The 12,532-nt window shown below is 65.9% G+C and carries 10 protein-coding genes; 3 read left to right on the plus strand and 7 right to left on the minus strand.

From position 1 onward, the window contains the following. Positions 1-19 precede the first annotated feature (19 nt). Positions 20-622, minus strand: a complete 603-nt coding sequence (locus tag P9220_RS22910) for an intradiol ring-cleavage dioxygenase (RefSeq protein WP_309767939.1) — start codon at positions 620-622, stop codon at positions 20-22. 12 nt (positions 623-634) lie between these two features. Further along, complete coding sequence (locus tag P9220_RS22915; protein WP_309767940.1) at positions 635-1,762, minus strand: YbdK family carboxylate-amine ligase; 1,128 nt, start codon at positions 1,760-1,762, stop codon at positions 635-637. A 165-nt stretch (positions 1,763-1,927) separates the two neighbouring features. Between P9220_RS22915 and P9220_RS22920 the strand changes: the two genes are divergently transcribed. Continuing rightward, positions 1,928-2,830, plus strand: a complete 903-nt coding sequence (locus tag P9220_RS22920) for a LysR substrate-binding domain-containing protein (RefSeq protein ID WP_309767941.1) — start codon at positions 1,928-1,930, stop codon at positions 2,828-2,830. Between the two features lie 113 nt (positions 2,831-2,943). Further along, positions 2,944-4,209, plus strand: a complete 1,266-nt coding sequence (locus tag P9220_RS22925; RefSeq protein ID WP_404989571.1) for an MFS transporter — start codon at positions 2,944-2,946, stop codon at positions 4,207-4,209. Between the two features lie 8 nt (positions 4,210-4,217). On the opposite strand, the gene P9220_RS22930 is transcribed toward P9220_RS22925, so the two are convergent. The 5 genes from P9220_RS22930 to P9220_RS22950 form a co-directional block, all read right to left on the minus strand. Further along, complete coding sequence (locus P9220_RS22930) at positions 4,218-6,542, minus strand: filamentous hemagglutinin N-terminal domain-containing protein (protein WP_309767944.1); 2,325 nt, start codon at positions 6,540-6,542, stop codon at positions 4,218-4,220. Between the two features lie 506 nt (positions 6,543-7,048). Further along, positions 7,049-8,359: a sorbosone dehydrogenase family protein gene (locus P9220_RS22935; RefSeq protein ID WP_309767946.1), complete on the minus strand. Its 1,311-nt coding sequence runs from the start codon at positions 8,357-8,359 to the stop codon at positions 7,049-7,051. Next, positions 8,352-8,804: a DUF2231 domain-containing protein gene (locus P9220_RS22940; RefSeq protein ID WP_309767948.1), complete on the minus strand. Its 453-nt coding sequence runs from the start codon at positions 8,802-8,804 to the stop codon at positions 8,352-8,354. The genes P9220_RS22935 and P9220_RS22940 overlap by 8 nt, the downstream gene beginning before the upstream one ends. Positions 8,805-9,050: 246 nt before the next feature. After that, complete coding sequence (locus tag P9220_RS22945; RefSeq protein WP_309767950.1) at positions 9,051-10,343, minus strand: MFS transporter; 1,293 nt, start codon at positions 10,341-10,343, stop codon at positions 9,051-9,053. A gap of 29 nt (positions 10,344-10,372) precedes the next feature. Continuing rightward, positions 10,373-11,209: an NAD(P)-dependent oxidoreductase gene (locus P9220_RS22950; protein WP_309767951.1), complete on the minus strand. Its 837-nt coding sequence runs from the start codon at positions 11,207-11,209 to the stop codon at positions 10,373-10,375. A gap of 309 nt (positions 11,210-11,518) precedes the next feature. Here P9220_RS22950 and P9220_RS22955 point away from each other — a divergent pair, with 309 nt between their 5' ends. After that, positions 11,519-12,430: a LysR substrate-binding domain-containing protein gene (locus tag P9220_RS22955; protein ID WP_309767952.1), complete on the plus strand. Its 912-nt coding sequence runs from the start codon at positions 11,519-11,521 to the stop codon at positions 12,428-12,430. Positions 12,431-12,532: the final 102 nt, after the last annotated feature.

The raw sequence follows: 12,532 nt of genomic DNA on the forward strand, positions 1-12,532 counted from the left end.
AAGCTAGTGCGGCGAATCGCTATGCGAGCGTAAGCACGAAACCGAACCGCGCCGTCTTTCGCCCGCCCTCCTCGCCGGTGGCGACCAGCAGCCTTCGATCGAACAGCGCATCCCGCGCATTGCCCGGCTCATCCGGAAAGTACAGTTGCGTGGTGAGCATCGCCCCGCCGGGCGGCTGCACGTTCACATGAAAGTGCCGCGTGCGCCCCGGATACAACCCCGGCACGATCGTCTCCAGCCGATACCGCCCCTCGCCATCCGCGAACTGATGCCCCCGCAGCCGAAAACCGTCGACGTCGTATTCGCCGGTATCGTCGGCATGCCAGAAATCGAGCAGCGCGCCCGCCACCGGCCTGCATTGCGACGACCACACGCGGCCGCTCAATACGACCTTCGTCCCGTCGATGCCCGGTTCCAGTAGCGATGTCCGTTGCGGGGAGCGCGGCAGGAAGAACGGGCCCGCCGTCTGCCGCCGCGTCGGCGCGTCTCCGTCGCGGCAGGCGGGCGTCGCAGCGAGCGCCGTCCTTGCATCGCCGAAAGCCATCATCAATAGCGCGGACGGCACGACACGCGACTCCAGCAAGAACCTGCGCCGCCCCTGACTCACGAATCGTTTCGACATCGAAGACGCCCCTCACTGTCTCGTTTGCGCGCCACGCCATATCCGGCACTCCTGACGGACGACCTCATGCAACGACCGATGCGCGCCGTAGACACGCCGCAGCCACGTCGCATCGCTCTGGCCATCGGTCACGGCGCGCCGGATTTCATCGAGGCCCTCTTCCGCGCCGAGCGCACGCCCATGCGGCGCGATCGCGTCGAGCGTGGCAAGGATGTCGTCGCGAATGAGGCCGCTTTGCCCGGTCTCCGGATTCACGCAGGCGCCCTCCAGCCCGAAGCGGCAGGCCATGAACCGGTTCGTCCGATACACCTCGTAATCGCGTTCGGTGAGACGCAGCGGCTCGTCGACGAGGACATATCGCGCGAGCGCCTGTATGTACGCGGCAATCGCGGCGGCCCATTCGACCCGCAGCGGCGTATCCATCACGCGCACTTCGATCGTCCCGTAGCCGGGGCTCGGACGAATGTCCCAGTAGAAATCCTTGAGGCTTTTCACGAGGCCCGTCTTCGTCATGCGGTCGAAGTACTGTTCGAACTCGGACCACTTGGTGACGAACGGCGCCTGCCCCGACAACGGAAACGGCGCGACGGAATTCAGTCGCGCGCACTGGAACCGCGTGTCGCTGCCCTGCACGAACGGAGAAGAAGCCGCCAGCGCGATGAAGTGCGGGACATAGCGCGACAGCGAATGCAACAGCACGAGCGCCGAGTCGGCATCGGCGCAGCCCACATGCACGTGCTGGCCGAAAATCGTGAACTGTTGATAGAGCGCGCCGTACAGGCCCATCAGATATTCGGAACGCGCACGCCCGTCCGAACGCTGGTCGTACCAGTTCTGAAAGAAGTTCGTGCCGCCGCCGCATACGCCGACGTTCAGAAAGTCGGCCGCGCGAACCAGGGTATCGCGAAGGCCCAGCAGTTCGCTTCGCGCCTGCTCGAAGTTGCGGCAAATACCGGTCGACAGCTCGATCATCCCTTCCGTCGTTTCGGGATTGATCGCGCCCGCGAAAGTCTCCGCGCGTACGCGGTTCAGCAGTTCCGTCGTCGCCTTCGTCAGGTTGTAGTCGTGCGTGTTGACGAGTTGAACCTCGAGTTCGACGCCGATCGTGAACCAGTCCGAGGAGGCGAAAGGCTGCAGCATGACGTGTCCTGTTGAACGGGGACGAAGGCGGTACGCGGTGCCTTTGATTCTAGGCGTCGCCTTTCAGTTTGCTAAGGCCGATGTTGCAAACGCACGGAGCATCGTCTGGCACGAGGCACAGCGGTACGATAGCGTCACCGTCCCTCGCCGGAAAAAAGCACGCTCATGCCTCAGCGCCTGCCTCCGCTCAACGCCCTGCGCCTCTTCGAAGCGGCGGCGCGGCACAACAGTTTCAAGCTCGCCGCCGCCGAACTGAACCTGACGCCGGGCGCGGTGAGCCACGGCATCGGCGCGCTGGAGGAGATGCTCGGCGTCGAACTGTTCGTGCGGGAAGCGCGCGGCCTGTCGCTGAGCGCGGCGGGCGAGCTGTATCTGCCGTATATCGCGGAAGCGTTCGGGCTGATCGCCATCGGCACGCAATCGCTGCCGGGCCGGCGCAAGCGCCGCTCCGTCTCCGTTACCTGCGCGCCGACGCTCGCCGCGCGCTGGCTCGTCCCGCGTCTCGCGGACTTTCGCACGCGCTGGCCGAACGTCGATGTCAGCGTGGACACGTCCCGCCGCCAGGCCGGCTTTCCCGTCGACGGTTTCGATTTCGGCCTGCGCCTGAGCCGCGGCCCGGTGGACGGCGCATCGTGGCTGCGTCTCTTCGGCGAGCGGCTCGTGCCGGTGTGCAGCCCCGGCTATCGCGCGATGCTGACGGGCGGCGCGGTCATGCCCGATCTCTCGCGCGCCACGCTGATTCACGTCGATACCGCGAGCCAGGACTGGCAGGCATGGATGGACGGGGCGGGCATCGACGGGCTCGACGTGCAAGGCGGGCTGCGCTTCGATACCGTGCAGCTCGCATTCGATGCCGCCGCCGCGGGTCTCGGCGTCGCAATGGGCAGACGGCCGCTCGTCGACCGCGAGCTTGCGGACGGCGCGCTCGTCGAGGCAAGCGGGACGACGATCGAAACGCAGACCGCATACTGGCTATGCGAAGCGCCGCAGAGCAGCGAACGGGCGGAGCGGGCCGCGTTTCGAAACTGGCTGATCGAGCAGGCCACGGACTTCGCCGGGCGTCTTTGAGCGCGCGCGACGACGGTTGAACCGCGCTCATCCGTCAACGAAAACTTTTCGTTTGTCAGCGCGCTCGCTCGCCTGCGACGATGGCCGCAAGGAGGAACGCGATCATGCCGTCCATGACTGATTCGACCTGCACGACCCGTACGAACCGCGCGGCGACCTGGGCGCTCATCGGCGCGGCGGCGCTGATCCTCAGCGCCGCGATGGGCGTGCGGCAGACCTTCGGGCTTTTCATCGGGCCGTTCTCTTTCGACCGGGGGCTGCCCGTCACGCTGATCGCGTTCGCCATCGCACTGCACAATCTCGTGTGGGGCTTCGCGCAACCGTTCGCGGGGGCCGCCGCCGACCGGTACGGGGCCGCCCCGGTCGTCGCGACCGGCGCGGCCACGTTCGCCGCCGGGCTCGCCATCGCCGCCGCGTCGACTTCAGGATGGATGCTCGTGCTCGGCCTCGGGCTGCTGGTCGGCATCGGCATCAGTTGCACGAGTTTCGGCGTGGTGCTCGCCACCGTCGGGCGCGCCGCGTCGCCGCAAACGCGCAGCGTCGCGATGGGCATCGCCAGCGCGGGCGGATCGCTCGGTCAGGTGCTGATGGTGCCGTTCGCGCAGGAAGTCCGCGTGCACGCCGGCGTGCCGGCATCGCTCTATGCGCTCGCCTTCGCGATCCTGCTGGCCGCGCCGCTCGGCATCGTGCTGGACCGTGCGAGCCGAAGTCGGAGCGCGTCCGTTGCAGGATCGCCCGAGCTGCAGGAGGCCGCGATGCCGCTGCGCGATACCCTCGCCTACGCTTCGCGCCATCGCGGCTATCGGCTGCTGACGCTCGGCTTCTTCACATGCGGCTTCCAACTCGCGTTCATCGCGACGCATCTGCCGGGCTATCTGCTCATTTGCCATATGCCGGTCGGCCTCGGCGCGACGGCGCTGGCGCTGATCGGCCTCTTCAACATGATCGGCAGCTGGGGATGCGGCTGGCTCGGCGGACGCTTGCGGCAGCATCATGTGCTCGCGTGGCTGTACCTGATACGCGGCGGCGCGATCGCACTGTTCGTGCTGCTGCCGACGACGAGTGTCTCGGTCGTCGTGTTCGCCGCCGTGATGGGCCTGACCTGGCTCGGCACCGTACCGCTCACGAACGGGCTGATTGCCAAAGTCTTCGGTACACGGCATCTCGGCACGCTGTTCGGCGTCGTGTTCCTGAGCCATCAGCTCGGCTCGTTTCTCGGCGCGTGGCTCGGCGGCTATGTGTTCGATGCGACCGGCTCCTACTCGCTCATCTGGGGCGCGACGGCCATCGCGGGGCTCGTCGCGGCGCTGCTGCACTTCCCTATCGACGACCGCGCAGTCACCATCGAACTGCCGCAGCGCAATCAGGCGCGTGCCTGACCGTGCGATCAATGCGTCTGTTGCTGCCAGCGCAGGATCGGATGCGTGCCGCCCGACGGGATGACCCACGTCCCGTTCGGGCCGAAGTCCCATGCCGGGCCGAAGCTCCGGGCCGTGCTCATCTGCGCCGTCGTGAGGCCGGTCGCGCCTTCCGCCCCGCTGCCGTTCACGCCGATGGTCTTGCCGGTCGTCTGCACATCCCAGAAATTGTTCGATATCGGGCCGCCGTTCGCGCCGATGAATCCGCCGATCGGATTCGGTCCGAACGGCGTCGCCGGGCCGGTCGCGAACGACTCGCGCACGATGCCGGCGTTATCGCCGACGAGCCCGCCGCTGTCGCCGAGTACGGTGAAGGTCGAACCGGTTGCGTAGGACTGCGCGATGGTTCCGGTGCTGCGCCCGGCGAGCCCGCCGACCGCATCGGCGCGCGAGCCGCCAGTCACCGCGCCGGTGGCGTACGACTGGCTGATGACGCCGGCGTTCGCGCCGACGAGGCCGCCCATCGTCTCCAGCGCGGAGACGTCGGCTGTGCTCGACGACCGTTCGATGGTCCCGCCGTTCACCGCGACGAGACCGCCTCCGGCCAGCGAAGTCACGCCGTCGCCGTTATAGACCGTGCCTGCAGTGTGCACGCCGGCCACGCGCCCGTTGTTTCGCCCCGCGAGCAAGCCGATGTTCGCGCCCGCATATGTCGCGGCGACGCCGTTCACGTTCAGGTTGCGCACGATGCCCCCGGCCGCAATCGTGCTGAACAACCCCGCGTCGCTTCCTGCGGGAGGATCGATGAGACTGAAGCCCGAGATCGTGTGCCCCATGCCGTCGAACTGTCCGCTGAAAGCCGTTTGCGACGGCACGCCGATGCCCGCGAAAGGCGTCGTCAGCGCGATGTCCTTGCCGAGCGCATAGACGCCGCCCGGATCGGCGGATATGGCGTCGAGGTCGGCCCGCGTGTCGACGACGCGATAAGCCGCGAGCTGCGTCGCGAGGCCGCTGTACGGCGCGGCGGTCCACTGGGCGTTCGTCGTGATGGCGCCGGGCGTGTAGGCGGCGTTCATGTCCCGCAGAATCGCGACGATGCCCACGCTATGCGACCAGTCGATGACGCCCGCATTGACCACGCCGCCGCCGTTATCGATGGCGGTCGCGTCCGCGCGCACGGTGAGACTGCCCGCGCCGATATTCGCGATGGTTGCGGACGGCGCAAGCGTGACCGCATGGAATGCGTTCAGCGCAAGCGATGCGCCGCCGTTCCAGCGCACGCTCGCATTCACGTCGATGTCGCCGCTGCTGCCGTTCCTGCCTGTCGTATCGATGGCCACCGATACGCGGTGTGTCAGCGCGTTCGCGAGCGCGCCGGCGGCGCCGGCATCGACCGTGAAGGCCGGGGTAATAAGATTCCACTTCGCGGCGTCGACGGATGCCTGATCGATGTGCAGCGTCGCGCCGTTCATGTCGACGGCGCCGCCGCTCGCGTCCACGTTCGCCGCCGCAATGCGGCCGTGCGCGTGCACTGCGCCGCTCTCCGCGACGAGCCACACGCGGCCCTGGCGCGTCGCGGTGCCGGTCGCGCGCAGTTCGCCGGGGCGTCCGGCGAGCGCGAAGACGTTGCCATCGGCGGCCTGCAGGCTGATCTGCGCGGCGGCGATGGCGCCGGAGGCATCCACGGTGCCACGGCTTCCGGCCTGCACGAACACTTGCTGGCCGGAAGCCGCGTCGTGCAGCAGCACCTGCGTTCCGGCCGCGAGTTCCGCCGTGCCTTGCGGTGCGCTGATTTCCCCGCGATTGAAGACCGCCCGGCGCGCGATCAGGAACACATCGCCGCCGCTCGACTCGATCTTCCCGAGATTCGCCACGACGCCGTCGCCGGTTCCGCCGAGCCTTACATCGCCGCCGGTCATGAAGGCGCTGTTCGACGCATCGAGCGAGGAAGCGACGAAGCGCCCGCCGGTCGTCACCACGCCTGACCGTCCGATCACGACGCCCTGCGGATTGATCAGATAGAGGCTTCCGGTGGCGCTCAGTTTTCCGTCGATGATCGAGCGTTCGAGCCCGGTCACGCGATTGAGCGTCGCGCCCGAGCCGTTGTCGAATCTGACGCTATTGCCCTTGCCGATGGAAAAACTGCGCCAGTCGATCACGCCGCGCGATGTCGTCTGCGTGATGCTGACGGACTGCGCTTGCGTGCTGATCGAACCTTGTCCCGCCACGAACTGCCCGCACTGAGGCAATGGCGGAGCCGCGCCGGCATTCGATGCGAACATCACGGCAAGCGCGATGGAAGTCAGCGAGAAAGCGAAAGGAGCGCCATGCGCTCGCGCGGCAATGCATGACATGACGCACCTCCGTCTGAGGCCATCGAACCGCGGACGCGTGCCGCCGTGCGTTCAAGCATAGTTCATGAACGCTTGGTCTGTGCGTCGGGCTGTTCTGACGAAAGGCAGGCGCGTCTGCGCTGTGGACGATGAACGCATCGGGCTTTCTCGGTGTGCTCGCGGCGCAAAAAGCGTATCTGCGCGATGCCGACGGGTTGAACGATGCAAATGCCAGCACGCAGGCGACCGTCGCGGTGGAGCGATCGGTCGACGGCTGGGATGCGGTGCACGAGCGTGGCGTGGCGCGGCGGACAAGTGGCCGCGATCGAAGCCCTCGTTTTGCGTGCGGCATGCAGCGCGCCACACGCAGCATGCAACACACGAACATCGTCGGCGGCGACGTTATCGAGGCGTTGCGCAGCGTTGAGCGCGCATCTTTTGCATGCGAACGCGCATCGCTTTTTGCATGCGGCATGCGGCATGCAGCACGCCGCATGACCCGCCCGCATTCAAAATGCCGCTCGCCGCTATCCACCCGCCGCAGTTACCCGCCACACCGCGTTGCCCGCGTCATCGGCAATGATGAGCGCGCCGTCTCTATCCTGCGCCAGTCCAACAGGCGCGCCGCGCAGTTCCTTCTCGTCGGCGGTGACGAACCCGGTGACGATCGGCTTCGGCGCACCCACAGGCTTGCCGTTCTCGAACGCGACATACGCGACGGCATATCCCGACAGCGGCGAACGGTCCCAACTGCCATGCTCGCCGATGAACGCGCCACCGCGATATTGCGCCGGCAGGTTATCGCCCGTATAGAACAACAGGCCGAGCGGCGCGACGTGCGAGCCGATCGCGTAGTCCGGCTTCAGCGCCTTCGCGACGAGATCGGGCCGCTGCTGATGCACGCGCTCATCGAGATGTTGTCCGTAGTAGCTATAGGGCCAGCCGTAAAAACCGTGCTCGCGCACCGATGTCAGATAGTCGGGAACGAGATCCGCACCGATCTCGTCGCGCTCGTTCGCGACCGCCCACAACGCTCCCGTGCTCGGCTCCCACTGCAGGCCGGTCGGATTGCGAATGCCCGACGCATAGACGCGGCTTGCGCCGGTCGCGACATCGACCTCCAGCACGGCCGCGCGCCGGTACTCCACCTCGAGACCGTTCTCGCCGACATTGCTGTTCGAACCGACGCCGACATACAGCTTCTTGCCGTCACGGCTCGCCAGCAGCGCCTTCGTCCAGTGATGATTGATCGTGCTCGGGAGATCGGCCAGTTCGACGCCCGGCTGCGCGATGCTCGTCGCCCCGGCCTTGTATGGGAACGCGAGGATCGCATCGGTATCGGCGACGTAGAGGGTATCGCCGATCAACTGCATGCCGAACGGCGAATGCAAATGCTCGATGAACACATGCTTCTGCCACGCGCCGCCGCTTTTGCGCAGCAGCGTGATACGGTTGCCGCCCTTCGCCTCCTTCCCCGAGCGGCTTTGCACCATGCCCGCGACGAGCTGCTTCGGCGTCGTCACCGGTTCTTCCTGCGGGCTGCTCGATTCGGCGACGAGGATATCCCCGTTCGGCAGCGCGAGCACCTGCCGCGGATGCTCGAGGCCCGAAGCGATGTTCTCTATCCTCAAACCGTCCGCGACCTTGGGCGCTTCGCCGCTTTTCCAGCCGACGTGCTTCGGAACCTGCATCGGCGGCGTGAAGAAGTTGCGCGGTCCCGGCAGCGGGGGATTCGCGCCGGCCTGATGCTGCGAATCGTAAGCGGCGTGCTCGTTGCATCCCGCAACGCACAGCGCAACGGCCATCGACAGGACGCCGGTCAACATGGATTTATTCACGGGCGGCCTCCGGCAGGTCGAATCGGTTGAACCTGTCTAGCGCGAGCGCGATCTGGGCGACGCTCAGGAGCGCCACCGTCACGACCGAAAGGATGGTGGCGAGCGGGACCATCGCATAAGCATCGCGGCTATGGACGAATGCATTGACGATCGCGGCCACGATGCCTGCGAAGTTCAGCCAGAAGTCGGTGCGTTCGAGGCCCGTGACTGTCCCGCGCGGGCCGAACCAGACATGGCCGAGGTTGATGAAACGCGGAACGATCGCAAAGAGAACGCCGACGGTGACGAGCCAGGCAGCCGCCTTCGCCCAGAAGATCACGGCGGTGTTCGCGTAGACGATGTCGAAGATGAGCGTGCCAACGAAGAGGCCATACGGGACCGGATTGAGCCAGTCGAAGAGCGCCGTGGCCAGTCGCGAGCGGTATCGCGGACGGAGCGGAATCATGGACGAATCCCTTTGTAGTTGAAGGAAACGGCCATGCGGAAGGTGCACGAGTCGTGCCTGACGAGCAGCCGTCATCGGGATGCGATGCATCGCTTACAGCGGGCTTTTCGTTGTCCGACACGATGCCGACACCACGCCCGTATGAGACGACATGCGGCCGACAGAACCGGCGTCCCGGGGGCGAAAGCAAAAATGCCGTCGCTCGTTGAGGAAGCGACGGCGTCGATACAACACATCCAGGCTGACTTACTTCGCCGCTGCGCCCGCTGCGGCCCAGGCCGGCGCGGTCGCACGGTCGTCGCGCCTTGCCAGCAGACACACGACGCCTGCCGCGATGATGTCGAATACCGCGAGCACGACGAACAGCGGGCTGTAGCCGATGCGCGTCACCAGCACGCCGAAGAGCGCAGTGAAGGCCGCCGCGCCGAGATAGCCGGCCATGCCGCCCATGCCCGTCGCCGTCGCGACTTCGTTCTTGCCGAACATGTCGGACGTGATGGCATACAGCGCACCGGACAAGGTCTGGTGAGCGAAGCCGCCGACGCACAGCAGCGCAACCGCCGCATAAGGACTCGCGACGAGCCCGACGCACGCCGGTCCGACCATGCACAGCGCGCCGACCACGAATACCATCTTGCGCGACGTGAAAAGCGACACCTTCGCGTACTTATGAAAGAGCGGGCTCAGATAACCGCCGAGCACGCAGCCGATATCGGCGGCAAGGAACGGCATCCATGCATACAGCGCGACTTCCTTCAGATTCATGTGGCGCTCGGTCATCATGTAGAGCGGAATCCACGCATTGAAGGTCTGCCATGCCGGCTCGGACAAGATGCGCGGGATGCCGATCGCCCAGAAGTCGCGGCTGCGCAGCATCGCAAAGCGGCTGCGCTTCGCGCCGCCCGCATCGCTGTGAATGGCTTCCTGGCCGGTCAGGATGTAGTCGCGCTCGGCGTTGCCCAGCATCTTCTGCTTGCGCGGATGCTGATAGAGCGCCATCCACAGCACGCACCATACGATGCCCGCCACGCCCACCAGCACGAACGCCAGTTGCCACTCGCCGTGCATCAGCGCCCACACGACCAGCGGCGGCGCGAGCAGCGCCCCGATGGACGAGCCGATGTTGAACCAGCCGATCGCGACGGACCGCTCCTTCGCGGGAAACCACTCGCTCGTCGCCTTGACGCCGGCCGGAATGCCCGCCGCCTCGGCCACGCCGAGCAGGCCGCGGAAGAACGCGAGGCTGCGCCAGCCCGTCGACAACGCCGCCGCCGCGCATGCAAGCGACCACGCGAGCGCGAAGACCACGAAGCCGACCTTGGTCCCGATGGTATCGAGAATGAAGCCCGCCACCGGCTGCATGAACGCATAGCAAAGCTGCCACGCGACCACGACATGCGCGTACTGCTCCGTCGTGACGTTCAGATCCTTCATGAGACTCGGCGCCGCGACCGACAGCGTGTTACGAGCCAGATAGTTGATGATGAGGCCGGCAGCGACGAGGCTGACCATCCACCAGCGAATGCCCTTGATTTTCATGTGAAGTCTCCTCCTGAGCGTCGATGCGGTCAGGCTTGCGCAGCCGTCGAAGCGGACTGACCGCTTGCAGCTGCATCGTTACGCGAATAGTCGATGCCGACGAAGCTGCCGCCCTGGAAACGCTGACCGAGCGCATCGAGCGGATTCGGGCGCGCCAGAATTTCGTCGGCGTAGTCCTCGGCGTTTTGCGTCGGCCGATAGCCGAGGCGTGCCGCGCCGCTGTTGTCCCACCAGCTGCGCGTGTTCGCGGACACGCCCCAGACAGTGAGAAAACCCACGTCGTCCGCTTCGATACAGCGGTTAAGAAAATGCAGCAGGTCCTGATGACCGAACCACGTGCTCAGATGCCGCGGCTCCGTCGGCCGCTCGAGGCAACTGCCGATGCGCACGCAGACGCTCTCGATGCCGTGCTTGTCCCAATACATTCGCGCGAGCGCTTCGCCCCAAACCTTGCTCAGGCCGTAGAAGCCGTCCGGACGCAGTTCGCAATCGAGAGCGAGACGCTCGGTGACGGGGTACATGCCGATCGCATGATTCGAGCTTGCAAAGACGATGCGCTTCACGCCGTGCCGGCGCGCGCCTTCGTACACTTCCACGAGGCCGCGCAGGTTGTTCTCGATGATCTCCGGCAGTGGCCGCTCGACGCTCGTGCCGGCGAAGTGGATCAGTACATCGACGCCGTCCAGCAGCCGGTCGACGACGGCGGGATCGCGAAGATCGCCGTGCATCACATCCTCGCCGACGACCAGCGGCGTGAGGGCTTTCGAGCCGGCAGCCGAGCGCAGCGGAACGCCGCGCGCAACGAACGCAGCGCGGACGACAGCGCCGAGCTGCCCTCCGGCGCCACTGAGAGCGATCTTTTTCATGGAAAACCTTTTCCGGGAAGATGACGATGACGCCGGCGAAGCGGCTGCGCCTTCAGTATCAATGCCTGCGCGAAGTCATACGATGACGTACTATCGCCGACGACCGGCTCGAATTCACTAGGCAATTACCCGTAGAGGGATACCGTTTAACTAGGGGCTTTCTTCGAAAGAGTGAGCGTGATGCAGTCAGATGTCATACGACTTACCGCGTGTTTTCAGATGGCTTTCGAAACGACGCTAAGACACTTGCCCGACGACGAACCGACTCCCTAGCGCACAATGGCGCGAATCGTCTCCGAGCCCTCCGCGATGAACCTGCACCGCCTCGACCTCGTCTCCCTGTCGCTGTTCAATCTCGTCGTGCGCGCCGGCAGCATCAGCAAGGGCGCGGCGCTCGCGAACCTGGCTGTCGGCGCTGCGAGCAAGCGCATCTCGGACCTGGAAGGCGCCGTCGGTTCGAGCTTGCTCGAGCGCCATTCGCGAGGCGTGACGCTCAGCGTCGCGGGACAGGCGTTGTATGACCACGCACAGCGCATTCTTCACGATGTCGACCGCCTCGCCGCCGATCTGTCCGACTATGCGTCGGGGATGGTCGGCATCGTTCGGCTGTGGGCGAATACATCGGCGATCACGCAGTTTCTGCCGTCCGAGATCGCGGCTTTCACCGAGACGAATCCGGGCATACGCATCGAACTGGAAGAGCAGAACAGCAGGGAAATCGTGCTGGCGTTGCTCGATGGCCGCGCCGATCTCGGCATCTTCGCGGACCGCACGCCGGCGCTCGGCATTCATTTGACGGACTATCGCGTGGACCGTCTCGTGCTCGTCATGCCCCGGACGCATCCGTTGGCCGGGCGACGGTCGATCTGCTTCGAAGAAGCGCTCGAATACGATTTCGTGAGTCTGTCGAAGGGAACATCCCTGGCCGAGCGCATGCAGATGGAAGCCGAAGCGCTCGGGCGACATCTGAAGCTGCGCATCCGCGTCCGCAGTTTCGACGCCATGTGTCAGATGGTGGCGGCCGGCATGGGCGTCGCCGTGCTGCCATCGCTTGCCGTTCATGCGCTCGTGCGATCGCTGAACCTGCGGCAGGTCGCATTGAAAGACGCATGGACCGAACGCCGGCTGCTCATCGGCATGCGCGATCCGGCCGCCGTCCCACGTCACGCTCGCCTGCTAGTCGATCATCTCTGCAACGCGAACAGCGAGCCGTCGGCTTAGCTTTCGCGAATCGCGAAAGCTCGTTTCGCCGCTTTGCGCTTTTCGAGGCGCGAGCGCGCCATCACCATGTCTCCATGCGCCATGAGAAGCGCACGATTCCTG

Source organism: Caballeronia sp. LZ016 (assembly GCF_031450805.1).
GTDB lineage: Bacteria > Pseudomonadota > Gammaproteobacteria > Burkholderiales > Burkholderiaceae > Caballeronia.